23 protein-coding genes are annotated in these 25,661 nt (G+C 38.6%); 18 read left to right on the forward strand and 5 right to left on the reverse strand.

Features of this window, described 5'->3' with window-relative positions; all coding sequences use genetic code 11:
* Positions 1-314 precede the first annotated feature (314 nt).
* The 13 genes from atpI (at position 315) to asd (ending at position 13,693) form a co-directional block, all read left to right on the forward strand.
* Complete coding sequence (atpI, locus tag CBG25_RS09610; RefSeq protein WP_290606275.1) at positions 315-689, forward strand: F0F1 ATP synthase subunit I; 375 nt, start codon at positions 315-317, stop codon at positions 687-689.
* Between the two features lie 36 nt (positions 690-725).
* Positions 726-1,550, forward strand: coding sequence for a F0F1 ATP synthase subunit A (gene atpB, locus CBG25_RS09615; protein ID WP_290606277.1), 825 nt, complete (start codon positions 726-728; stop codon positions 1,548-1,550).
* 51 nt (positions 1,551-1,601) lie between these two features.
* On the forward strand, positions 1,602-1,841 hold the full coding sequence (atpE, locus tag CBG25_RS09620) for a F0F1 ATP synthase subunit C (RefSeq protein ID WP_000429386.1): 240 nt from the start codon (positions 1,602-1,604) through the stop codon (positions 1,839-1,841).
* A 59-nt stretch (positions 1,842-1,900) separates the two neighbouring features.
* Positions 1,901-2,371: a F0F1 ATP synthase subunit B gene (gene atpF / locus CBG25_RS09625; RefSeq protein ID WP_290606289.1), complete on the forward strand. Its 471-nt coding sequence runs from the start codon at positions 1,901-1,903 to the stop codon at positions 2,369-2,371.
* Between the two features lie 14 nt (positions 2,372-2,385).
* Positions 2,386-2,919: a F0F1 ATP synthase subunit delta gene (gene atpH, locus CBG25_RS09630; RefSeq protein WP_290606291.1), complete on the forward strand. Its 534-nt coding sequence runs from the start codon at positions 2,386-2,388 to the stop codon at positions 2,917-2,919.
* Between the two features lie 14 nt (positions 2,920-2,933).
* Positions 2,934-4,475 carry a F0F1 ATP synthase subunit alpha gene (gene atpA / locus CBG25_RS09635; protein ID WP_290606293.1) on the forward strand — a complete coding sequence of 514 codons (1,542 nt, stop codon included), beginning with the start codon at positions 2,934-2,936 and terminating at the stop codon, positions 4,473-4,475.
* A 49-nt stretch (positions 4,476-4,524) separates the two neighbouring features.
* The gene (atpG, locus tag CBG25_RS09640; RefSeq protein ID WP_290606295.1) at positions 4,525-5,388 is read left to right on the forward strand and encodes a F0F1 ATP synthase subunit gamma; all 864 of its coding nucleotides are present in this window, start codon (positions 4,525-4,527) and stop codon (positions 5,386-5,388) included.
* A gap of 34 nt (positions 5,389-5,422) precedes the next feature.
* Complete coding sequence (gene atpD, locus CBG25_RS09645) at positions 5,423-6,805, forward strand: F0F1 ATP synthase subunit beta (RefSeq protein ID WP_290606297.1); 1,383 nt, start codon at positions 5,423-5,425, stop codon at positions 6,803-6,805.
* A 21-nt stretch (positions 6,806-6,826) separates the two neighbouring features.
* A complete protein-coding gene (locus CBG25_RS09650; RefSeq protein ID WP_290606299.1) occupies positions 6,827-7,243 on the forward strand; it encodes a F0F1 ATP synthase subunit epsilon in 417 nt (138 codons plus the stop codon).
* A gap of 198 nt (positions 7,244-7,441) precedes the next feature.
* Positions 7,442-8,812, forward strand: coding sequence for a bifunctional UDP-N-acetylglucosamine diphosphorylase/glucosamine-1-phosphate N-acetyltransferase GlmU (glmU, locus tag CBG25_RS09655; RefSeq protein WP_290606301.1), 1,371 nt, complete (start codon positions 7,442-7,444; stop codon positions 8,810-8,812).
* Positions 8,813-8,959: 147 nt separating this feature from the next.
* The gene (glmS, locus tag CBG25_RS09660; protein WP_290606303.1) at positions 8,960-10,792 is read left to right on the forward strand and encodes a glutamine--fructose-6-phosphate transaminase (isomerizing); all 1,833 of its coding nucleotides are present in this window, start codon (positions 8,960-8,962) and stop codon (positions 10,790-10,792) included.
* Positions 10,793-11,107: 315 nt separating this feature from the next.
* On the forward strand, positions 11,108-12,400 hold the full coding sequence (locus tag CBG25_RS09665; RefSeq protein ID WP_290606304.1) for a glycoside hydrolase family 10 protein: 1,293 nt from the start codon (positions 11,108-11,110) through the stop codon (positions 12,398-12,400).
* Between the two features lie 189 nt (positions 12,401-12,589).
* Complete coding sequence (gene asd, locus CBG25_RS09670) at positions 12,590-13,693, forward strand: aspartate-semialdehyde dehydrogenase (protein WP_290606306.1); 1,104 nt, start codon at positions 12,590-12,592, stop codon at positions 13,691-13,693.
* A 70-nt stretch (positions 13,694-13,763) separates the two neighbouring features.
* On the opposite strand, the gene gyrB is transcribed toward asd, so the two are convergent.
* Genes gyrB through dnaA form a run of 4 tightly spaced genes read right to left on the reverse strand, consistent with a single transcriptional unit; the run spans position 13,764 to position 19,795 of the window.
* Entirely contained in the window at positions 13,764-16,178 is a 2,415-nt protein-coding gene (gene gyrB / locus CBG25_RS09675) for a DNA topoisomerase (ATP-hydrolyzing) subunit B (protein WP_290606308.1), read from the reverse strand.
* Positions 16,179-16,203: 25 nt separating this feature from the next.
* Positions 16,204-17,292, reverse strand: a complete 1,089-nt coding sequence (gene recF, locus CBG25_RS09680) for a DNA replication/repair protein RecF (protein ID WP_290606309.1) — start codon at positions 17,290-17,292, stop codon at positions 16,204-16,206.
* Positions 17,293-17,304: 12 nt separating this feature from the next.
* Positions 17,305-18,405 (reverse strand): DNA polymerase III subunit beta, encoded by a 1,101-nt coding sequence (gene dnaN / locus CBG25_RS09685; protein ID WP_290606310.1) that lies wholly within the window; start codon positions 18,403-18,405, stop codon positions 17,305-17,307.
* 4 nt (positions 18,406-18,409) lie between these two features.
* Positions 18,410-19,795: a chromosomal replication initiator protein DnaA gene (dnaA, locus tag CBG25_RS09690; RefSeq protein ID WP_290606311.1), complete on the reverse strand. Its 1,386-nt coding sequence runs from the start codon at positions 19,793-19,795 to the stop codon at positions 18,410-18,412.
* Positions 19,796-20,483: 688 nt separating this feature from the next.
* Here dnaA and rpmH point away from each other — a divergent pair.
* The 5 genes from rpmH to mnmE all read left to right on the forward strand — a co-directional run bounded on the left by rpmH (position 20,484) and on the right by mnmE (position 24,342).
* A complete protein-coding gene (gene rpmH, locus CBG25_RS09695; RefSeq protein WP_004906236.1) occupies positions 20,484-20,627 on the forward strand; it encodes a 50S ribosomal protein L34 in 144 nt (47 codons plus the stop codon).
* Positions 20,628-20,640: 13 nt separating this feature from the next.
* On the forward strand, positions 20,641-21,000 hold the full coding sequence (gene rnpA / locus CBG25_RS09700) for a ribonuclease P protein component (protein ID WP_290606332.1): 360 nt from the start codon (positions 20,641-20,643) through the stop codon (positions 20,998-21,000).
* Positions 20,964-21,224 (forward strand): membrane protein insertion efficiency factor YidD, encoded by a 261-nt coding sequence (yidD, locus tag CBG25_RS09705; RefSeq protein ID WP_072012864.1) that lies wholly within the window; start codon positions 20,964-20,966, stop codon positions 21,222-21,224. The genes rnpA and yidD overlap by 37 nt, the downstream gene beginning before the upstream one ends.
* A 2-nt stretch (positions 21,225-21,226) precedes the next feature.
* Entirely contained in the window at positions 21,227-22,864 is a 1,638-nt protein-coding gene (gene yidC / locus CBG25_RS09710; RefSeq protein WP_290606335.1) for a membrane protein insertase YidC, read from the forward strand.
* Between the two features lie 113 nt (positions 22,865-22,977).
* Entirely contained in the window at positions 22,978-24,342 is a 1,365-nt protein-coding gene (gene mnmE / locus CBG25_RS09715; RefSeq protein ID WP_290606337.1) for a tRNA uridine-5-carboxymethylaminomethyl(34) synthesis GTPase MnmE, read from the forward strand.
* 340 nt (positions 24,343-24,682) lie between these two features.
* Here the strand turns inward: mnmE and CBG25_RS09720 are convergent, their stop codons facing one another.
* A complete protein-coding gene (locus CBG25_RS09720; protein WP_032115590.1) occupies positions 24,683-25,180 on the reverse strand; it encodes a TIGR00645 family protein in 498 nt (165 codons plus the stop codon).
* Between the last annotated feature and the right edge of the window lie 481 nt (positions 25,181-25,661).

The following is a 25,661-nucleotide window of genomic DNA, read 5'->3' on the forward strand; positions in this document are numbered from 1 at the left end:
AATGGGTCAAATGGCCCTAGCCAGGGCAATGTGCGATAGAATCAGTAGCGTGATAATCAAAAAAAATCTAATTATTTAGAATGAAAGCCAAGGGTTAATTGAAAATCTTGAGTTTTTCGAGGTGCCCTTTTGTTTATTTTCGTGTTGGATCGAAAATTTTAAATATTTGTTCACCTTTTCGCTACTTATTGATTGAATCCATTTTTAAGGGTCGTATAATTTGCAAGCTTTTGTCTCTTGACACTCTCGAGCAAAGGCAGTTTTATACGCACTCAGCAATTTAAGGTTTAAAATACTGGGAGAATATAAGAGTCATGTCTGTTTCCCTCTACAACGGTAAAATTGCTTTAAAACCGTTGTTATTTCAGTTAATGGCGCTTGTGGTCCTCAGTATAGCTTTCTACATGAATAGTGTGGAATGGGGCTTATCTGCTTTTGCGGGTGGATTCGCATGTTGGTTACCTAATGCTTTATTTATGCTGTTAATACGTTATCAAAAGGCAGTTAAAAAAGATGTTCCTATTCACATTGCATGGTTTTTTACCATTGGTGAGGGAGTAAAAGTTATTATAGCAATAACTGTATTGGTAATTGCTTTAGGTATATTTAAAGCAGCATTTGTACCATTAGGTTTGACCTATTTAGCTATGTTGATTATTCACATCATTACACCAGCTGTAATTAGATAGTGAGCATTTTTAAACAACAAAAGGGTAAAAGACATCATGTCTGCATCAGGAGAAGTGATGACTGCGGGAAGTTACATAGGACACCATCTAAATAATCTTCAGTTGGATCTGCGTACCTTCAAATTAGTTGATCCCCATAATAACAATGATCCGACGTTTTGGACGTTAAATATTGACTCGCTTTTTTTCTCAGTTGTCCTTGGAATTATTTTTTTGTGGCTCTTTAGAAAAATTGCTGTTAATGCAACCAGCGGCGTACCTGGTAAGTTACAAACTGCAATAGAAATGGTCATCGGGTTTGTCGATAATACCGTTCGTGATATGTATCATGGTAAGAGCAAAGTCATTGCACCTTTAGCTTTGACGGTGTTTGTTTGGGTGTTATTAATGAATACCATGGATTTGTTACCAATCGATTTACTTCCCTATATTGGAGAACATTACCTGGGATTGCCAGCATTGCGTGTTGTTCCAACCGCAGATGTAAGCATTACTATGTCAATGGCGATTGGTGTATTTATCTTGATCATTTTCTACAGTATCAAAATGAAAGGATTAAGTGGGTTTACGAAAGAATTAACTTTACAACCATTCAATCATCCTATTTTTATTCCCATTAATTTGATTCTAGAAGGTGTTAGCCTGCTGTCTAAACCGGTATCTCTAGGTTTACGGTTATTCGGTAATATGTATGCAGGTGAATTGATCTTCATTCTTATTGCGGCTTTGTTACCTTGGTGGTCACAGTGGATACTTAACCTACCCTGGGCGATTTTCCATATACTGATTATTACGTTGCAAGCCTTTATTTTTATGGTTCTAACTATCGTTTATTTATCGATGGCGTCAGAAGAACATTAATTTTAACTTATTAATAAATTTTTATTTAACTGAAACAAACTGGAGACTGTCATGGAAAACCTAAATATGGATCTGCTGTACATGGCTGCCGCTGTAATGATGGGATTAGCAGCAATTGGTGCTGCAATTGGTATTGGCATCCTAGGGGGAAAATTCTTAGAAGGCGCAGCTCGTCAGCCAGATTTGATTCCTCTATTACGTACGCAGTTCTTTATTGTTATGGGCTTAGTTGATGCCATTCCGATGATTGCTGTTGGTCTGGGGCTATATGTGATGTTCGCAGTTGCTTGATAACACAAGCCAAATGGGAAAGAACATTGATATGTTAATTTTTAAAGAGGTATTGTGCGATGAATCTTAATGCGACAATCCTCGGCCAGGTTATTGCATTTGTCCTGTTTGTTTTGTTTTGTATGAAGTATGTATGGCCTCCAATTATGGCGGCGATTGAAAAACGTCAAAAAGAAATTGCTGACGGTTTATCTTCTGCAGAACGAGCTAAAAAAAACTTCGACTTGGCGAAAGCTGATGCGACCGAACGACTGAGAAAAGCAAAAGCAGAAGCACAAATCATTATTGAACAAGCTAATAAACAACGAGTTCAAATGATTGAAGAAGCAAAAGTAGAGGCTGAAGCTGAACGTAACAAGATCGTTGCTCAAGCGCAAATCGAAATTGATGCTGAGCGTAAGCGTGCACGTGAAGAGTTGCGTAAACAAGTTGCTATGTTAGCAATTTCAGGTGCAGAAAAAATAATTGAACGTTCCGTTGATGTAGCTGCTAATAGCGACATCGTTGATAAATTGGTCAACGAACTGTAAAGGAGGAAAGGGGCATGTCTGAAATTACTACGGTTGCTCGCCCCTATGCCAAAGCAGTTTTTGATTTTGCTGTAGAAAACCAACTTGTTGATAAATGGCAAAATATGCTCAGTTTTATTGCTGAAGCTACCCGTAATCAACAAATAGGTGAGCTGCTTTCTGGTTCAATAGCACCAGAAACATTAGCGAAAACATTTATCACTATTTGTGGTGATGAAATCGATGAACATGTTCGAAATCTAATTCGCATTATGGCTGAAAACGGGCGTCTAAGTACGTTACCAGAGGTTTTGAAACAATTCATGCAATTACGCGCTTTTCTGGAGTCAACCGTTGATATTGACGTCATTTCTGCCACTGAGCTAAATGAAAAACAGCAATTTAAAATTTCTGCAGCGATGGAAAAACGTCTGTCACGTAAAGTTAAGCTGAATTGCAAAATTGATAAGTCTGTTATCGCAGGGGTCATTATCCGCGCCGGAGACCTGGTTATTGATGGTAGCGTGCGTGGTCGTATTGAGCGTTTAACTGACGTCTTGCAGTCTTAAGGGGATTGGAGCATATGCAACTGAATTCCACCGAAATCAGTGAACTGATCAAGCAACGTATTGCTCAGTTTGATGTAGTGAGTGAAGCTCACAATGAAGGTACAATTGTTTCTGTTAATGATGGAATCATTCGTATTCACGGTTTAGCTGAAGTTATGCAAGGTGAGATGATAGCACTACCTGGTAATCGTTATGCTATTGCGCTCAATTTAGAGCGTGACTCAGTTGGTGCCGTTGTCATGGGACCATATGCCGACTTAGCCGAAGGTATGAAAGTAAAGTGTACAGGTCGTATTCTTGAAGTACCAGTAGGTAGAGGATTACTTGGGCGAGTTGTTAATACCTTGGGTGAGCCAATTGATGGTAAAGGGCCTGTTGAGCATGATGGTTTCTCTGCCGTTGAAGTTATCGCCCCTGGCGTTATTGATCGTCAATCAGTTGATCAACCTGTACAAACAGGATACAAATCCGTTGATGCTATGATCCCTATTGGACGTGGTCAACGTGAGTTAATCATCGGTGATCGCCAAACCGGTAAAACCGCATTAGCTGTTGATGCCATTATTAATCAGCGTGATTCGGAAATAAAATGTATTTATGTAGCAATTGAGCAAAAAGCCTCAACTATTGCTAATGTGGTTCGCAAGCTTGAAGAGCATGGAGCACTCGAAAATACGATAGTTGTTGTTGCTACTGCATCTGAATCTGCGGCATTACAATACCTTGCGCCTTATGCTGGCTGTGCAATGGGTGAATATTTTAGAGATCGTGGCGAAGATGCGCTAATTATTTATGATGATCTCTCTAAACAAGCCGTTGCTTATCGACAAATTTCGCTATTGTTACGGCGTCCGCCTGGACGTGAAGCCTATCCTGGTGATGTTTTTTATCTTCATTCTCGTTTACTTGAGCGTGCTGCCCGTGTTAATGCTCAATATGTTGAAAAATTTACTAATGGAGAAATCAAAGGTAAAACGGGTTCATTAACAGCATTACCGATTATTGAAACGCAAGCTGGTGATGTCTCTGCATTTGTACCTACTAATGTAATTTCAATCACGGATGGACAAATTTTCTTGGAATCTAACTTATTTAATGCGGGTATTCGCCCGGCAGTTAACCCAGGAATATCAGTATCACGTGTAGGTGGTGCGGCTCAGACTAAGATTATCAAGAAATTATCTGGTGGCATTCGTACCGCGTTGGCGCAGTATCGCGAGTTAGCTGCATTTTCACAATTTGCTTCTGATTTAGATGATGCGACACGTAAGCAGCTTAATCATGGACAGAAAGTTACCGAATTGTTGAAACAGAAACAGTATGCACCAATGTCAGTTGCGCAGCAGGCGTTATCTTTATTTGCTGCTGAACGTGGTTATCTGGAAGATGTTGAATTAGCAAAAATTGGTGATTTTGAGACGTCATTGCTGGCTTATGCTACTCGTGAGCATTCTATCTTGCTGAAAGAAATTGATCAGACAGGTAAATATAACGATGAAATCGAAGCTAAGTTAAATGCCTTGCTCGATTCTTTTAAAGCAACTCAATCCTGGTAATTCTATTTGGCCTTTATTGAGACCGTTTGGTTAATAAGGAAGAGCTGAAATGGCGGGCGCAAAAGAGATACGTTCTAAGATCGGTAGTGTTCAAAATACACAAAAGATCACTAAAGCGATGGAGATGGTTGCTGCATCCAAAATGCGCAAAACACAAGAGCGTATGGCAGCTAGTCGTCCTTATGCAGAAACTATGCGTAGTGTAATTGGTCACTTAGCATTAGGTAATTTGGAATATAAACATCCATATCTTAAAGAGCGTGATGTTAAACGTATTGGTTATTTAATTGTTTCAACTGACCGTGGTTTATGTGGTGGCTTGAATATTAATTTATTTAAAAAATTACTGACAGAAATGAAAATATGGACTGATAAAAGTGTCCAGATTGATCTGGCATTAATTGGTTCTAAAGCAGTTTCATTCTTTAATTCGGTTGGTGGTAATATTGTTGCTCAGGTAACCCGGATGGGAGATGATCCTTCTCTGTCTGATCTTATTGGACCCGTGAAAATTATGTTAGAAGCATATGATGAAGGGCGTCTAGATAAGTTGTATGTGGTAACTAACAAATTTGTTAATACCATGACTCAAGTACCAACGATTACTCAATTATTGCCTCTACCTGCGGGTGATGATGAAACATTGAAAAAGAAATCTTGGGATTATTTGTATGAACCTGATCCCAAGATACTACTGGATACCCTGTTGCGTCGTTATATCGAATCGCAGGTTTATCAGAGCGTCGTTGAAAACTTAGCTAGTGAACAGGCTGCTCGAATGGTAGCAATGAAAGCAGCTACTGATAATGGTGGTAACCTGATCAAGGAGTTGCAGTTGGTTTATAATAAGGCTCGTCAAGCCAGCATTACTCAGGAACTTACCGAAATAGTTTCGGGAGCTGCCGCAGTTTAATGGCTAGGTTTACGAATTACGTAGAGGATTCAAGATGGCTACTGGAAAGATTATCCAGGTAATCGGCGCCGTAGTGGATGTCGAATTTCCTCAAGATGCGGTACCCAAAGTGTACGACGCGCTTGAGGTAATGAATGGTAAAAAAAAACTAATTTTAGAAGTTCAGCAGCAGTTGGGTGGCGGAGTTGTTCGCTGCATCGCGATGGGGACTTCTGATGGTTTAAAACGTGGTTTAAACGCTGTTGATTTAGCTCACCCAATTGAAGTGCCAGTCGGTAAAGCGACATTAGGGCGCATCATGAATGTATTAGGTGATCCTATTGATATGAAAGGTGAGATCGGTGAAGAAGAGCGTTGGGCTATTCATCGTGCCGCCCCTAGTTATGAAGATTTATCTAATTCAACGGAATTGCTCGAAACTGGTATCAAAGTTATGGATCTTATTTGCCCATTTGCTAAAGGTGGGAAAGTAGGATTATTTGGTGGTGCTGGTGTTGGTAAAACAGTAAACATGATGGAGCTTATCCGTAATATTGCGATTGAGCATTCCGGTTATTCGGTGTTTGCAGGCGTCGGTGAGCGGACTCGTGAAGGTAATGATTTCTATCATGAAATGACAGATTCAAATGTATTGGATAAAGTTTCTCTGGTTTATGGTCAAATGAATGAACCGCCAGGAAACCGTCTACGTGTTGCTTTAACAGGATTGACAATTGCAGAGAAGTTCCGTGATGAAGGGCGAGATGTATTGTTGTTTATCGATAACATCTATCGCTATACATTAGCAGGAACAGAAGTTTCGGCCCTTCTTGGTCGTATGCCTTCGGCAGTGGGTTATCAACCGACCTTAGCGGAAGAAATGGGTGTATTGCAGGAGCGTATTACATCAACTAAAGCTGGTTCAATAACGTCAGTTCAGGCGGTATATGTTCCCGCTGATGATTTGACGGATCCCTCTCCAGCAACTACTTTTGCTCATTTGGATGCAACGGTCGTTCTTAGTCGTCAAATTGCGTCATTAGGTATTTATCCTGCTGTTGATCCATTGGATTCAACTAGTCGTCAGCTCGATCCATTAGTTGTAGGGCAAGAGCACTACGACGTAGCACGTGGTGTTCAGTCTATTTTGCAGCGTTATCAAGAATTGAAAGATATCATTGCTATTCTGGGAATGGATGAGCTGTCTGAAGAAGATAAATTGGTTGTTGCGCGCGCTCGTAAAATCCAGCGCTTCCTATCTCAACCATTCTTTGTGGCTGAAGTTTTTACTGGTTCACCGGGAAAATTTGTTTCTTTAAAAGATACTATCCGTGGCTTTAAAGGTATTTTGAATGGTGATTATGATCATCTGCCTGAGCAAGCGTTTTATATGGTAGGTACTATTGAAGAAGCGGTAGAAAAAGCGAAAAATTTATAATGTCGCTGATGGGAGGTTGATATGGCTGCAATGACATACCATCTGGTTGTGGTAAGTGCTGAAAAGCAGATGTTTGACGGCCTTGTCCAGAAAATCCAGGTGACAGGCAGCGAAGGGGAGCTGGGGATTTATCCTCAACATACACCGCTGCTAACTGCCATTAAGCCTGGTATGATAAGTATTACCAAACAGTTTGGTGAAGAAGAACTAATCTATCTTTCTGGTGGTATTCTTGAAGTTCAACCAAATGGTGTTATCGTATTGGCTGATACAGCAATCCGCGGCAAGGATTTGGATGAAGCTAAGGCATTAGAATCTAAGCATAAAGCGGAAGAGCATATTCGTAAAGCACATGGTGATGTCGATTATGCTCAAGCCTCGGCAGAGTTAGCCAAGGCAATTGCTAAATTACGTGTCATCGAGCTGATGAAAAAATGATATAATCCTAAAAATTTATTTAAACTTTACAACTATTTTTATAAAAATTAGGTAAATACAGGGAGTGAGACAATTTATTTATGTTTCGCTCCTTTTCTTTTATATAGATAGTAAGCTTTTTTATTTGAACGAAATATGTAGTAATTTGTTCAATAAATAGTTTTACTTTTACCTAACTGATGGAGTTATTAGGTTTTTATGTCTATGAACGCAAAAAGTGTTGTGATCCTCGCGGCGGGTAAAGGTACCCGCATGTATTCTGACTTACCAAAAGTTTTACATCCATTGGCAGGCAAACCAATGGTGCAGCATGTTATCGACACATCATTATCACTTGGGGCATCTAATATTCATTTAGTTTATGGTCATGGTGCTGATTTAATTAAATTAGTTTTAGCTAATCAACCTATTAATTGGATCTTACAGGCAGAGCAATTAGGAACAGGACATGCAATGCAGCAAGCAGCACCTTATTTTGCTGATGATGAAGATATCCTAATGCTTTATGGTGATTCTCCACTGATCACAAAAGAAACACTTGAACGATTAATAGAAGCTAAGCCTGACGGAGGAATAGGGTTATTGACGGCAATCGTTAATGAGCCGACAGGTTACGGGCGCATTATTCGTCAAAAAGGTGAAGTAATTGGCATTGTTGAGCAAAAAGATACAACGGAAAATCAAGCTAAAATTAACGAAATTAATACCGGTATATTAGTTGCTAATGGTGCTGATTTAAAGCGATGGCTGAAAAAACTTAATAATAACAATGCTCAAAATGAATATTATGTTACCGATATCATTTCATTGGCGCATGAAGAAGGCTGTAAAATAAATGCAGTTCATCCTACCAAATTGAGTGAAATGGAAGGGGTGAATAACTGTTTACAGCTTTCGGCGCTTGAACGTATTTATCAACAAGAACAGGCAGAAAAATTATTATTGGCAGGTGTTATGATTATTGACCCTGCTCGTTTTGATTTGCGTGGTACATTAAAGCACGGGCGTAATGTAATTATTGATACTAATGTTATTATTGAAGGGGATGTGGTACTGGGTAATAATGTGCATATTCATGCCGGATGTATATTAAAAAATTGTACGATAGATGATAATTCAATTATTAGTGCTTATTCAGTTATAGAAGATTCAGAATTATCTACCGCCTGCACAATTGGCCCTTTTGCTCGTTTACGTCCAGGAACTAGACTGGCAGATAAAGTGCATATTGGTAATTTTGTTGAGGTTAAAAACACCGCTTTAGGTGCGGGTTCTAAAGCAGGGCATTTAAGTTATCTAGGTGACGCCGAAATTGGTGGAGATGTTAATATTGGCGCAGGAACAATAACTTGTAATTATGATGGGGCTAATAAATTTAAAACAATCATTGGTGATAATGTTTTTGTTGGCTCAGATACGCAAATAATTGCACCGGTTACCATTGCTAACGGGGCAACTATTGGTGCTGGAACGACGCTTACTAATGATGTTAAGGAAAATGAACTTGTTATTAGCCGTGTTAAACAGCAGCATATTGTCAATTGGCAGCGTCCAATAAAGAAAAAATAGTCGCAAAATAAATAGTGATGATTAATCATCTATTTTATAAATAATAAACCCAATATCTACAGGCTTTGGGAACGGTAAAACCGAATATATTAATCAGGTTACGACAGCATAAGAGCTGTATGATCTTCTATTTTGGAATGAAAACCGATGTGTGGAATTGTTGGTGCAGTAGCACAACGCGATATAGCTGAAATTCTTATTGAAGGGCTTCGTCGACTGGAGTACCGGGGTTATGACTCTGCCGGTTTAGCCGTGGTTGATGATAAAACCAATCTGACACGATTACGTGAAACGGGTAAAGTTCAGATCCTGGCAGATGAAGTGGAAAAACATGCTGTAATTGGTGGCACAGGTATTGCGCATACTCGTTGGGCGACGCATGGTCAGCCAAGCAAAAAAAATGCCCATCCGCATACATCTGAATATATTGCGGTCGTTCATAATGGGATTATTGAAAATTATCAACAACTACGTGAACAACTTAAAAAGCAAAAATATGTTTTTACTTCAGAAACTGACACCGAAGTTATAGCCCATTTAACACATTGGGAATTACAAAAAGGTGGTACCTTACTAGAAGTTGTGCAGCGTGTTATCCCCCAATTAAAAGGCGCTTATGGTACCGTTATTATGGATAGCCGCACTCCTGGATTGCTAGTGGCTGCGCGTTCGGGTAGCGCATTAATTATAGGTTTAGGTGTTGGTGAAAATTTTCTAGCATCCGATCAATTAGCGCTTTTGCCGGTTACACGTCGCTTTATCTATTTAGAGGAAGGTGATATTGCTGAAGTGACTCGTCGGACAGTGCGTATTTTTGATCAACAAGGCTCAGAAGTTGAAAGAGAACAAATAGAATCCAATATTCAGTATGATGCTGGTGAAAAAGGAATTTATCGCCACTATATGCAAAAAGAGATCTATGAGCAGCCCTTAGCAATAAAAAATACCCTCGAAGGGCGCTTTGATCAGCATGATAGTGTTATTTTTAGCGAATTAGATAAAAAGGCCCAAAATCTATTATCGCAGGTTGAACATATTCAAATTGTTGCTTGTGGGACTTCATATAATGCCGGAATGGTTGCCCGTTACTGGCTTGAATCTTTAGCAGGTATACCCTGTGATGTAGAAATTGCTTCTGAATTCCGTTATCGCAAACCAGCAAGGCGTAAAAATAGCTTATTAATCACGCTTTCTCAATCGGGTGAAACAGCGGATACCTTAGCCGCATTAAGATTATCGAAAGAGCTTGGTTATCTGGCATCGTTGGCGATATGTAATGTTTTAGGCTCATCTTTAGTCCGTGAATCAGATTTTGCATTAATGACAAAAGCTGGTGCAGAAATTGGCGTAGCATCCACCAAAGCGTTTACTACCCAATTGACGGTTTTATTATTATTAGTTGCTTATCTGATCCGCTTGCAGGATAAAAACATTAATCTTGAGAAAGACATTGTTCAGGCATTACATGCTTTACCTGCACGTATTGACAGTATGTTATCGCAAGAAAAAATGATTGAAGATTTAGCAGAGGATTTTTCTGATAAAAATCATGCTCTTTTTCTTGGCCGTGGTGATCAATTTCCGATAGCGGTTGAAGGTGCATTAAAGCTAAAAGAGATTTCTTATATTCATGCCGAAGCTTATGCAGCGGGTGAGTTGAAGCATGGCCCATTAGCACTGATTGATGCCGATATGCCAGTAATTATTATTGCGCCAAATAATGAATTACTCGAAAAGCTAAAATCCAATATTGAAGAAGTCCGTGCTCGTGGCGGCTTACTTTATGTTTTTGCTGATAAAGACGGGGGTTTTATTGACAGTGAAAATATGAAAATTATTCCATTACCACATGTTGAAGAGCTAATTGCCCCGATTTTTTATACCGTTCCACTACAATTATTATCTTATTATGTGGCACTAATTAAAGGCACGGATGTTGATCAACCAAGAAATTTAGCTAAATCTGTGACCGTCGAGTGAGTTCGGTATAAAGAGTGATATTTAGGCTATTGTCAATAAATTATTGTATATAATAGACTAAGATAGCTTTTTTATTTTTTACCTTTTATTACATATTTCTATGCTAAAAAATACGCTTCATTCTAGCGTATTTTTTTTTAATAATATTAAAGAATAGCAAGCAAAAAATTTATTATTCAGTTAAGTTATTTTGGTAATTGATTACCTGAAAAATAAATATTTTAATATTTAATAAATTGATTAATATAATGTCATCAATTAAAAAATACTCACAGCTTATCAAGCCCTAACTGTAAACAAAATAAGGAATCAAGGATGCTATTGCAATTAAAGGGGATAAAGTGGTTTATTACTTCGTTATTTTGCTTGTTTTTAGTTGTTGGTTGTAATAATAAAAAAATAGCTGATGAGCAAAAGGCCACGATTAAACAAGATATACCAGTACGTGGTGTATGGTTAACGACCGTATCTCGGCTAGATTGGCCTTCTCTTTCTTCAGTTAACCTTGATTCAGAAAAGCTCAGAATTAAAGTACAGAAAAAAGAGTTAACGGATAAACTGGATAATTTGGTGAAGCTAGGCATTAACACCGTTTTTTTTCAGGTAAAACCAGATGGTACTGCTCTTTATCATTCTCATATTCTCCCTTGGTCTGACGTGCTTACCGGTGTAGTCGGTAAAGACCCAGGTTATGATCCGTTGGCGTTTATTATTGCTGAGGCGCATAAAAGAAATTTAAAAATACATGCTTGGCTAAATCCCTACCGGGTTTCAATGGATACGCAACCAGAAACTATTGCTTCACTGCAAAAGACACTTAATTCTCCGCCTGCTAGCGTTTATGTTTTACATAAAGATTGGATACGAACTGCCTACGACCGTTTTGTGCTTGATCCAGGCTTACCGGAAGTTCGTAATTGGATCACCAGTATTGTTGCTGAATTAGTTAAAAACTATGATATTGATGGCATACAGTTTGATGATTATTTCTATTATGAAACTCCTTCCTCTAAACTCAATGATGAGGCAACGTTTCAACGATACGGTCAGGGATTTTTAGATAAAGCCAGTTGGAGAAGAAATAATACCTTGTTGTTGATTCGAGAGGTTTCTTCAACAATCCGTTCGTTAAAACCCACTATTGAATTTGGCATCAGTCCAGGCGGTGTATGGCGAAATATTTCCGATGATCCACGAGGCTCGGATACTAAAGCTGGTGGGCCTACTTATGACAGAGCCTATGCTGATACCCGATTATGGGTAAAAGAAGGTTTATTAGATTATATAGCCCCGCAAATTTACTGGCCTTTTGCCCGAGAAATTGTCAAATATGATGTGATTGCAAAATGGTGGGCTGATGTGGTGAGATCGACTAACACTAAATTGTATATTGGGGTGGCATTATATAAAGTTGGAGTGCCATCTCAAACAGAGCCTGATTGGTCTCTTGACGGCGGTGTCCCGGAGCTAAAAAGACAACTCGATCTTAATGATGAATTACCTGAAATAAAAGGTGAGATCCTGTTTAGAGAGGGACTTCTTCAGTCTCCGCAAACGGCAGAGGCAGTAAAATATCTTAAATCCCGTTGGAATAGATCAGCGCAGTAAAGTTATTGACTGTTATTTTAAGTAAAACACCCTTAATATTGGGTGTTTTGTTTTATCAGTTATAAATAGATTTTTATTTATTAAATAATCAGTATTAAAAAATGGCATAAATGATTTCAATTTGCGATTATTGTTTATAAATGGCGACGACTTTACTTAGCAACAACATTCAGATTGGATATAACAAAAATGAAAAATGTCGGATTTATTGGTTGGCGAGGTATGGTTGGTTCTGTACTGCTGCAACGAATGGTGGAAGAAGGTGATTTTAATAATATCAATCCTGTTTTTTTTACTACCTCTCAACATGGTGAATTGGCACCAAAGTATGGTCAACATCAATCAACACTGCTAGATGCTTTTGATCTTGATGGATTAAAGGAATTAGAGGTAATAATTAGCTGTCAGGGTGGAGATTATACCGATCAAATTTACCCTAAACTGCGTGCGACTGGTTGGTCAGGTTACTGGATAGATGCCGCCTCTTCGTTACGGATGAAAGAGGAAAGCATTATTATTCTTGATCCTGTTAATCGTCAATATATTGATCAGGGTTTAAATGAAGAAATAAAAACCTTTGTTGGTGGCAATTGCACGGTCAGTTTGATGCTAATGGCTTTAGCTGGCTTATTTGCTGAGAACTTGATTGAGTGGGTTTCGGTCGCAACCTATCAGGCGGCTTCTGGCGCAGGTGCGCGTAATATGCGTGAATTATTAGTGCAAATGGGGGAGTTACATGCACAGGTTGCTAATGAACTGCAAAATCCCGCGGCGGCGATTTTATCGATTGAGAAAAAAGTCACTGACTTCACCCGTAGTGGAAAGATGAGCACAGAAGCCTTTGGTGCGCCATTGGCCGGTAGTTTGATCCCCTGGATAGATAAACAATTGCCCGATGGTCAAAGTCGTGAGGAATGGAAAGGACAGGCTGAAACTAATAAAATTTTAAATACCGCTAGTCATGTTATTCCTGTCGATGGTTTATGTGTTCGTATCGGTGCATTACGCTGCCATAGCCAGGCATTTACCCTAAAATTGCAAAAAAATGTTGCGATTGAAGATGTTGAGCAAATTTTGTCCGCACATAATGATTGGGTTCGCGTTATTCCTAATGAGCGCGAATTAACTATTCAAGAGTTAACGCCTGCGGCAGTAACAGGCACCTTAAATGTTCCGGTTGGACGCTTGCGTAAATTAAATATGGGGCCAGAATATTTATCCGCTTTTACGATTGGCGATCAGCTGTTATGGGGAGCGGCAGAGCCTTTACGCCGTATGTTAAAAATATTATAAAAATATTAGATAGTTATTTATAATAAAAAGCCCCAATTTAGATATGGGGCTTTTGTTTTGCCATTTGAAATTAAATATCTATATTTTCTGCTTTTAATGCGTTTTCTTCAATAAAAGCTCTACGTGGTTCAACCGCATCCCCCATTAGTGTGGTAAACAGTTGGTCAGTTGCGATGGCATCTTTAACGGTAACACGCATCATACGCCGGGTATCTGGGTTCATCGTTGTTTCCCATAATTGCTCTGGGTTCATTTCGCCTAATCCTTTATAGCGTTGTACCATCAAGCCACGGCGTGATTCTTTTGATAACCAGTTCAATGCATCTTCAAAGGAAGAAATAGTCTGGCGACGCTCCCCTCTTTCCACATAAGCACCATCCTCAATCAGATCTCCTATTAGCTGACCAATTTTAGTTATGCGTGTATATTCAATACTATGAATGAAATCGAAATCTAGATTGTAATCGGTATCAACGCCATGGGTTCTTATACGTAAAACCGGTTCAAATAATTGGCGTTCACTATTTTCATTAATATGATAGCTATAAGTACTACCATGTTCTTCATTATCGGTTAGGCGCTTAACTAGCATGTTGATCCAATTTTCTATCTTGGTTTTATCTTTCAAGTCATCTTCTACCAAGGTAGGCTGATAAATAAGATTATTTAATAAAGCTAGTGGATAGACACGTTCTAAACGTTTGATAATTTTTTGAGCAGCATTATATTCAATGATTAACTTCTCCAATGGCTCACCTTTCAATGCCGGGGCATGAGGGCTAGTATAGAGCGAGGTGTTGTCTAATGCGATTGAAATCAAATATTCGTTCATCGCCTCATCATCTTTAATATATTGTTCTTGCTTACCTTTTTTAACTTTATATAAAGGTGGCTGAGCAATATAGACATGGCCTCGCTCGATAATTTCTGGCATCTGACGATAGAAGAAAGTTAATAACAATGTCCGTATATGGGAGCCGTCGACATCGGCATCGGTCATGATAATAATGCTATGATAACGTAATTTATCAGGATCATATTCATCACGGCCAATACCACAACCTAAAGCGGTTATTAAGGTGGCGACTTCCTGTGAGGAGAGCATTTTGTCGAAACGCGCTTTTTCAACATTAAGAATTTTACCTTTTAACGGTAAAATTGCCTGATTTTTTCGGTTACGCCCCTGTTTGGCAGAGCCGCCTGCGGAATCACCCTCCACTAAATAAAGTTCTGATAAAGCTGGATCACGCTCCTGACAGTCTGCTAATTTACCGGGTAATCCTGCTAAATCAAGGGCACCTTTACGACGCGTCATTTCGCGTGCTTTACGGGCAGCCTCGCGGGCACGGGCGGCGTCAATGATTTTGCTAACAACGATTTTGGCGTCATTAGGATTTTCTAATAGATATTCGACCAGTTTCTCATTCATTAACGTTTCAACAACGGTTTTTACTTCGGAAGAAACTAGCTTATCTTTTGTTTGTGACGAAAATTTTGGATCGGGAACTTTAACAGAAACGACAGCAATTAAACCTTCACGGGCATCATCACCAGTAGCACTAACTTTGGATTTTTTCTGATAACCTTCTTTATCCATGTAACTGTTCAGTGTACGTGTCATGGCGGTACGGAAACCAACTAGATGGGTTCCTCCATCACGTTGAGGAATGTTGTTGGTGAAACAATAGACATTTTCTTGGAAACCGTCATTCCATTGCATGGATATTTCTACATTAATACCCTCTTTTTCCGCCGAAAAATAGAAAACACTTGGATGGATTGGGGTTTTATTCCGACTTAAGTATTCTACAAAAGCTTTGATTCCACCTTCATAATGAAAATGATCTTCTTTATTATCACGTTTATCAATTAAACGAATGGATATACCTGAATTAAGAAAAGAGAGCTCCCGTAACCGTTTTGCCAAAATATCGTATTCAAATTCGGTAACGGTTTTAAATGTGTCCAAACTTGGCCAGAAACGGATATAGGTTCCCCGCTCATCAGTTTCTCCGACAATCGATAAAGGTGCTTGTGGAACACCTAATTGGTAAGTCTGCTCATGGACTTTTCCCTCGCGACGGATAGCTAACTCTAATTTTTCTGATAAGGCATTAACAACAGAAACACCGACTCCATGTAAGCCACCAGAAACTTTATAGGAATTATCGTCAAATTTGCCGCCGGCATGGAGAACGGTCATGATGACTTCTGCGGCAGATACACCTTCTTCTTCATGAATATCGGTTGGAATACCACGTCCATTATCGAGAACAGAGATGGAATTATCGGTATGTATGGTTACAATAATATCGCTACAATACCCTGCCAAGGCTTCGTCGATAGCGTTGTCGACAACCTCGAAGACCATGTGATGAAGGCCTGTACCATCGTCGGTATCACCGATATACATGCCTGGGCGCTTACGCACCGCGTCTAGCCCTTTTAATACCTTGATACTTGAGGAGTCATATGTATTCGACATCAACGTTTCTCGCTAATTTCTGATCCTATGGTTGAACTTCTATTTTGCCATGTTTTACGCAAAACATCCTGCTATTTCCATCTAACATATCTTTAACTTGCGCGATGGTAATCGCGCTAACAAAGACCTGAGCTTGCGTCGCTTTAAGCCGTTCGGCTAATAATTGACGGCGATCCTTATCTAACTCAGAAGCAAAATCGTCTAACAGATATAAGCATCGTTGCCCACTCTGTCGGGTGAAATATTCACCTTGTGCTAATTTTAATGCGCACATTAATAATTTTAACTGCCCGCGCGATAGGATATCTTCAACGGCAATTCCTTCTACGCGGATCCGTAAGTCAGCTTTGTGTGGCCCTAATGCGGTATAGGTAAGCATTCGGTTACGTTCAAATTGCCTTACTAATATATCTGAATAATCGGTTTCTTTATCCCATCCTCGCTGAAATGAGATGCTAAGTGAAAATTCAGGTAAGAACTGTTTACAGGTGTTTTCAATATCTTTCGTAATTCCTGCAATATAGCTGGCTCGCCATTCACTTATTTTATGGGCCAGAGGGATCAGTTCATAATCCCAATGACGCAGCTCATTATAACTTGTTACTTGGCGTAATGCTGCATTACGTTGCTTTAATAGCCGTTTTAAATCAGACCAGGCAGCAAAAAACTGAGGTTCATTGTGGAAACATCCCCAATCAAGAAAAGCTCGACGATATTTAGGGCCACCATTTAATAAGGTAAAACCTTCAGGAGTTATTAGTTGCATTGGTAATAATTTGGCTAATTCAGCAATTTTATGCCCATCATTGCCATCAATGCGAACTTTACTTTCACCGTTACGATCTTTACTTAATCCCAAAGTCAGTTCACGTGATTCAGGCTCTATAGGAACAAGACGACCATGTAAAACAAAATTATGTTGTTGATGACGAATGACACGTGCTGCTTGAATGCTACGAAAAGCCTTACCATGTCCTAATGTATAGATCGCTTCAAGAATACTTGTTTTTCCGCTGCCATTTGGCCCAATTAAAAAATTAAAACCGGTTGCTAATGGTAGATCCGCACTTTCTATATTACGAAAGTCGCGTATAAGTAAACGCGAAAGCATCATAGAATTTAGATATTACAGACGCATTGGCATAACAACATAAGCTGCCGCATTACTAGCTACATCTTCGATTTGTACGCTTGAATTTGAATCAGTCAACAACAAATTAACCTGTTCACATTTTAGTGTATTTAAAACATCGAGGATATAACTGACGTTAAAACCAATTTCTATCATCGAGCTTTGATAATTAACATCAACAATTTCTTCTGATTCTTCCTGTTCTGGATTGTTTGCGGTAATTTTAAGTTGATTTTCGCTGATATAGAGGCGTACACCGCGAAATTTTTCATTTGATAAAATCGCAGCTCGTGAAAATGCTTGTTTAAGTTTATTACAATCCGCGGTTAATGTTTTATCTGGATTTTTGGGTAGAACACGTCGGTAATCAGGAAAACGGCCATCAACTAGTTTTGAAGTGAAAATAAAATCACCAACATGAGCTCGGATATTATTACTACCAATCTGTAACTTAAGTGACTCGTCGCTACTATCCAGTAATCGCATAAATTCTACTACCCCTTTGCGAGGAACAATTACTGAATGAGTTGGTAAATTCTCATCAATATTAAGTGAACAGACTGCTAAACGATGGCCATCGGTAGCGACAGTGCGTAATTCTTTACCTTCAGTTTCAAATAGCATGCCATTAAGATAATAGCGTACATCTTGGTGTGCCATTGAAAACTGGGTAGCTTCAATTAGACGTTTTAACGTCGTTTCAGGGAGTTCAAATTCGACTTCACTTTGCCAATCGTCTAGGTTTGGAAAATCAGTGGCAGGCAGAGTCGAAAGCGAAAAACGGCTACGACCGGAACGCACCAGTAGACGCTCTCCTTCAAGAGTAACTTTGATTTCTGAGCCATCGGGTAACCCACGCCAGATATCGAAAAATTTACGGGCAGGTACCGTGATTGAACCATCTTCACCTGGTTGTGTTAGTGTCACTTTTGCGACCATTTCTACTTCTAGATCGGTACCTGTTAATGAAAGTGTTTTTTCACTGACTTGCAGTAATAAATTACCTAAAATAGGTAATGTAGGCCGCCCACCAAGTGGACCACTAACTTGTTGTAGTGGCTTGAGTAATTGTTCACGTTCAATAGTAAATTTCATAGCATTAGGATGATAATGTTCTGATTAAGTTAGAAAAATCCTCTTTGATGTCGTGACTTTCCTCCCGTAACTGCTCGATTTTTCGACAAGCATGGAGTACGGTTGTATGATCTCGTCCACCAAAGGCATCGCCAATTTCGGGCAAACTATGGTTTGTCAGCTCTTTTGCTAATGCCATTGCCATTTGCCTCGGGCGCGCCACAGAACGGGAACGGCGCTTGGATAACAAGTCAGCAACTTTAATTTTATAATATTCAGCAACGGTTTTTTGAATATTATCAATAGTGACCAGTTTTTCTTGTAATGCGAGTAGATCGCGTAATGCTTCACGAACAAAATCAATGGTAATTGCGCGACCGGTAAAGTTAGCATTGGCGATAACCCGATTCAACGCCCCTTCCAGCTCTCTAACATTTGAACGCAAGCGTTTGGCAATAAAGAAAGCCACTTCATCAGGTAGTTGCATCTGATTTTCGTCCGCTTTTTTCATCAAAATAGCAACACGCGTTTCCAATTCTGGTGGTTCAATCGCAACCGTCAATCCCCAACCAAAACGAGATTTTAGTCGATCTTCAACTCCATTAATTTCTTTAGGATAGCGATCTGAGGTCAGAATGATTTGCTGGTTACCTTCGAGTAACGCATTAAAGGTATGAAAAAATTCTTCTTGAGAGCGCTCTTTATTAGCAAAAAACTGAATGTCATCAATTAATAATGCATCTACCGAGCGATAATAACGTTTAAAATCTTCAATCGCATTATTTTGTAACGCTTTTACCATATCTTGGACAAAACGCTCAGAATGCATATAAACCACTTTTGCATTCGCTTTGTGCGCCATGATGTTATTACCTACAGCATGAAGCAGGTGAGTTTTACCTAAGCCTGTACCACCATAAAGAAAAAGCGGGTTATAAGCTGCGCCAGGATTGTCTGCTACTTGGCTGGCAGCGGCACGAGCAAGTTGGTTTGATTTACCTTCGACAAAGTTATTAAATGTATGCTTAGGGTTCACATTTGAACGATAGGCGATTTCAGGTTGAACTTGTGTTTTATCCCAACTAGGGCGTATTGTTGAATTTATTGGCGTCGAAATAGTTTTATTTGCTACGGTATGCGTTGAGGTACCGCTTGCGGTTATTTGCGGTTTATTACCCACTTCAAATTTCAATGCAGGCACATCAGAACCACAAAAATCACTCAATAATTCATTAATATTATTGATGTATTTATCTCTTACCCAATCTAATACAAAACGGTTAGGAGCATAGAGTGCTAATGTATTATCACTCAATTCTGCCTGGAGAGGGCGTATCCACATACTGAATTCTGTGGCAGGTAACTCATCCTGCAATCGGGCAAGACATTGCTGCCAAAGTGAAAATGACACGACGGACTCCCCTAAAACAAGACCAATGGAAAATTATTAAATTTAATAGGTAATAAAAATTGTTAATACCCCAGAAAAGATTTACCGAAAAATTTGCGTGATAAACTAAATCAGCTTGTGCAAGCTATGATCTCAGTACACTATAGTAGATCATAACGCAAAATTTGAATAAGATCCTCACTCTTTTACACAGTTTTAGCACTTTTTATCCACAGGATTAAATTTAGGATCAAGATGTATAAAATGAATAAGGAAGTAAAAAGAATACTAGCACATATATTAGATATACATAACACCTAGTAACAGATAACTTTAGATCAAACTGGACGATTAGTCTCTATTTTGAGCCAAATAATTTTTTGATCTTTTAATGATCCTTGAGATTTCCATGAGAATCCGTATAATTTTGCACCTTGTGTGTGATATCATCATTTTTTCCAGTTTTCTGGCAGTGCTTGGTAAGAAAGAAAAGTAGGGTATTCGTTTAAGTTTTATCGTAGCTAATGGTGGAGAAAAGCGTTGAATTTTTCTCCACCATTGCGTAATGCTAGATATTTTATTACAATCCTGCCTCTTTGCTATATTGGTGTTGTTACGATTGGATATATCAGTATTGTTTGTTCCACTGGTCACCCACGAATTTACTGAATCAATAATAACTATTTTGTTAAGTTAGGTAGAAACCGCTATGAAACGCACTTTTCAACCGTCAGTACTAAAACGTAACCGTTCTCACGGTTTCCGTGCTCGTATGGCCACTAAAAATGGTCGTCAGGTTTTGGCTCGTCGTCGTGCTAAAGGCCGCGCTCGTCTGACCGTTTCTTCAAAGTAATAACCCTATCGAAGTGGTTATGCTTGCTTTTCCTAGGGAGTTAAGATTATTAACTCCCAGGCATTTTGATTATGTCTTTCAGCAGCCACAACGGGCGAGTTCTCCAGAAATCACCATTCTTGGACGCCTCAATGAGCTGGGATACCCGCGCATCGGTCTTACTATCGCAAAAAAAAATGTTAAACGGGCACATGAACGCAATCGAATTAAGCGATTAATGAGAGAATATTTTCGTTTACATCAGCATGAGTTGCCTTCGATGGATTTTGTGATATTAGTAAGAAAGGGGGTTGCTGATTTGGATAATCAAGAAATCACCGAAACATTAGGCAAATTATGGCGTCGTCACTGTCGTTTGGCTCGCGGTTCTTAATCTCGATAATAAGAGGTTATCAATTGATAGTAAGTCCATTGTTAGGGCCGCGCTGCCGTTTCAACCCTAGCTGTTCCCAATATGGGATCGAAGCACTATATCGATTTGGATTGATAAAAGGTGGTTGGTTAATGATGAAACGCGTATTAAAATGCCATCCTTTACATAGAGGTGGTGACGATCCTGTTCCACCTAGACAGAATGACCATAATAGAGAACATTAACGATGGATTCGCAACGCAATCTTTTATTCATCGCTTTGCTATTTGTTTCGTTTTTAATTTGGCAGACATGGGAAAGTGATAAAACACAACCTATAAAGACTGACCAAATCGTAAAACAAATGGATATGCCAAGTCATGATGACCAAGCTAATCTAGGTCATGAGCAAGCTAAATTTATCACAGTAAAAACTGATGTGCTTGAATTACGCATCAATACCCGTGGCGGCGATATTGATCAGGCTGAGCTGTTGCTTTACCCTAAGGAATTACATTCATCTGATCCGTTTCGTTTATTGGAAACCAGTAAAGATTTTATTTATCAAGCACAGAGCGGCTTGATCGGTCAGGATGGTCCCGATAACCCTGCCTACAATAATGGATTGCGTCCTTTATATCTCTCAAATGCAACCAGTTATGTGTTGCAAGATGGCCAAGATGAACTGCGTGTTCCTCTTACCTTTACTGGTAAAGATGGAGTGGTTTATCAGAAAGTCTATCTATTAAAACGTGGTAAATATAATATTTCTGTTGAGTATAATATTGACAATAATAGTGCCAAACCATTGACGCTAGCTTTTTTTGGTCAGTTAAAACAAACTGCAGAACTACCAAAAGAGCGTGATACAGGAAGTAATAATTTTGCCTTACATACTTATCGTGGCGCAGCATATTCTTCCGATGAAACAAATTATAAAAAATATAGTTTCAGTGATATTACTGATAATAGTTTAAATGTTAATACTAAAGGTGGTTGGGTCGCAATGTTGCAGCAATATTTTGCTACAGCGTGGATCCCTGGCTATCAGAACCAAAACGCCTTTTATACAATCGATTTAGATAAAGTCATTGCTATTATTGGCTATAAGAGTTCGCCGATAACAGTTGCGGCTAATAGTAAAGGAAATTACATCTCAACCTTGTGGGTAGGTCCTGAATTACAATCGGAAATGGCAGCAGTTGCACCACATTTAGATTTAACTGTGGACTATGGTTGGCTGTGGTTTATTTCTCAACCGTTATTTAAATTATTGAAATTTATTCATGGTTTTATCGGTAACTGGGGCTTTTCCATCATTGTTATTACTTTTATTGTGCGCGGGATTATGTATCCATTAACTAAAGCACAATATACTTCAATGGCAAAAATGCGTCTGTTGCAGCCCAAACTTGCGGCGATGAAAGAACGGATTGGTGATGATAAGCAACGCATGAGCCAAGAAATGATGGCTCTCTATAAAGCAGAAAAAGTCAATCCATTAGGTGGTTGTCTGCCTTTATTGATTCAGATGCCTATTTTCCTAGCTTTATATTATATGTTGATGGGTTCTGTCGAGCTGCGCCATGCTCCCTTTATTGGTTGGATCCAAGATCTATCAGCGCAGGATCCATACTATATTCTACCGTTGTTAATGGGTTTGACGATGTATATTATTCAGAAAATGTCGCCAACGACAGTAACTGATCCTATGCAACAGAAGATTATGACCTATATGCCGGTTATTTTTACGGTATTTTTCTTGTGGTTTCCTTCAGGTTTGGTTTTATACTATATCGTTAGTAACCTGGTGACGATTATCCAGCAACAAATTATTTATCGTGGATTAGAAAAGCGTGGCCTACATAGTCGCGATAAAAAATAAGTTTTGGCATTTTGTTATTTGCAATTGAAGAAATAACAAAATAGAAAATGTATTAAGGCGGTCATTAGACCGCCTTAATCATATTTACGGTAAGAATTGAGAGTAAAATGAGTATATATACCAATGATACAATTATTGCGCAGGCAACCCCTCCTGGACGTGGTGGTGTTGGTATTTTGCGAATATCAGGGCCAAAAGTTGTTGAAGTTGCCCACATTGTTTTAGGTAAAATACCTCGACCTCGCTATGCGGATTACCTGCTTTTCTATGATAACAATGGCAAAGTGTTAGATCAGGGAATTGCCCTCTATTTTCCTGCCCCCAACTCATTTACTGGTGAAGATGTTCTTGAATTGCAAGGGCATGGTGGGCCTATCATTATTGATTTATTACTTAAGCGGATTTTAGCTATCAATGAGATCCGGATTGCTAATCCAGGTGAATTTTCTGAGCGCGCCTTTCTTAATGACAAAATGGATTTAGCTCAGGCGGAAGCTATTGCTGATCTAATCGATGCAAGTACTGAGCAGGCTGCTCGTTCAGCGGTAAATTCGTTACAGGGTGTTTTCTCACAGCAGATTTATGAAATGGTGGAAGCGCTTACTAACTTGCGTATTTACGTTGAAGCTGCAATTGATTTTCCAGATGAAGAAATTGATTTTTTATCTGATGGTAAGATAGAAACAAAATTGAATCAGGTAATAGCTCATTTGGATAGTGTGCGTTTACAAGCTTATCAAGGTAGCTTATTACGAGAAGGCATGAAGGTTGTGATTGCAGGAAGACCGAATGCAGGTAAATCTAGCTTATTAAACGGGCTATCTGGCCGTGAAACGGCGATTGTAACGGATATTGCTGGCACAACCAGAGATGTATTACGTGAACATATTCATATTGATGGTATGCCTCTGCATATTATTGACACGGCAGGCTTACGTGAAGCGACAGATGAAGTTGAGAGAATAGGTATTGAGCGAGCCTGGCAAGAAATAGAGCAAGCGGATCATATATTATTTATGGTGGATAGCACCACTACAGAAGCAACTGAACCTGAGCAGATTTGGCCGGAATTTATGGCGCGATTGCCGAAATCTTTACCTATTACGGTAATTAGAAATAAAGTCGATATTACTAATGAACCAGTAACAATAACAAAAGTTAGTAATTACTCACTTATTCGCCTGTCAGCCTATCGCAAAGAAGGTATTGATTTATTACGTCAACATTTGAAAGAAAGCATTGGATTTAATCATCATATAGAAGGCGGATTCTTAGCCAGACGACGTCATATTCAAGCACTTAGTATTGCCGCAGAGCATTTACAGCAAGGTTATCAACAGTTAGTGGTTGCTCACTGTGGTGAGTTATTAGCAGAAGAACTTCGTTTGGCTCAACAGGCATTAAGTGAAATTACAGGGGAATTTAGCTCCGATGACTTATTAGGTCGTATTTTTTCCAGCTTCTGTATTGGAAAATAGCATGTAAACAAAAACAATCACTCCACATCAGCAGGCAGATCTATTTCAGGCAATGACTTGTTAAATTTTAAGCTACATTGATATCCTCTCGGCCTAAAGGTCGAGAGTTGTTACTGTTTCTGGATCACAAATTGTTCTTTAGTTGGCTCTATTTTCGATTAAAATGTTTTGCTTTAAGTAGTTTAATATTGCAACGGCTTTAAATATTGTTAAATAACGCAAATTAACTGACCATTTTTTACTGTAATTTATCGGAATATGTTTATCTAACCCTGGCGTAAAGGAGATAATTTTTCCCTATTGTTATATAGCACTGGGGAGAATGATTTAACTCGATTCATTAGCTTTTGGTATTTTTACTCATTCTATCAATATAAGCCATGCCAAAGGCAGATAAAACAAAAGCCAAATGGATAATTACACTCCACATTATTTTATTATCGGCTACTTTTTCAGCTTCCATAAACAGTCGTAAAAGATGAACCGAAGAAATAGCAACAATTGATGAGGCAACTTTATTTTTAATGGAATTGACATCCATTTTGCCCATCCAGCTTAATTTTTGATGTTTATCATCAACGGTCATTTTTAAAATAAAATTTTCGTAACCTGAAAACATCACCATAACTAAAAGCCCACCAACCAGTGCAATATCAACCAGTGATAAAACCGTTAATATCAATCCTGATTCAGTGATAGTAAAAAGTTCAGGAATGATATGAATTATCTGCTGAAAAAATTTTAAAGTGAGTAAAATAAATCCAAATGATAGTCCTATATAAACAGGAAAAAGTAGCCATCTTGATGCGTAAATGATTTTTTCTATCGACTTTTCCATGTTATTTATCCTTTTTTAGGTGAATTTCTAAAATTTAATTGCCAAAAGTATTATTTTTGCTTAAAAAAGAAACAAAACTTAGATACTGTTTTATAATGTGATTTTGATAATTATCATTAGTACTAGATTGAGATATTTTCCAACATAAAAGTTTTTTGTTAAATACCATTCGTAATACGGATTTCGCGACTAAAGCTAGTTTATCATTAAGTGTAATTGGGGATCTTCATTTTCTTTCTTGGTCTTTATTTTTAATATTTTATTAACAATAAAGAAACATTCTAAGAAGACAATTGGCTTCATCACTAGCATATTGTTTTATCAATTCGTTATAATAAAACTAAATTGAATATAGGGCACCTCGAAAAACTCAAGATTTTCAATTAACCCTTGGCTTTCATTCTAAATAATTAGATTTTTTTTGATTATCACGCTACTGATTCTATCGCACATTGCCCTGGCTAGGGCCATTTGACCCATT

It is taken from the genome of Arsenophonus sp. ENCA (assembly GCF_002287155.1).
In the GTDB taxonomy this organism is placed as follows: domain Bacteria; phylum Pseudomonadota; class Gammaproteobacteria; order Enterobacterales; family Enterobacteriaceae; genus Arsenophonus; species Arsenophonus nilaparvatae.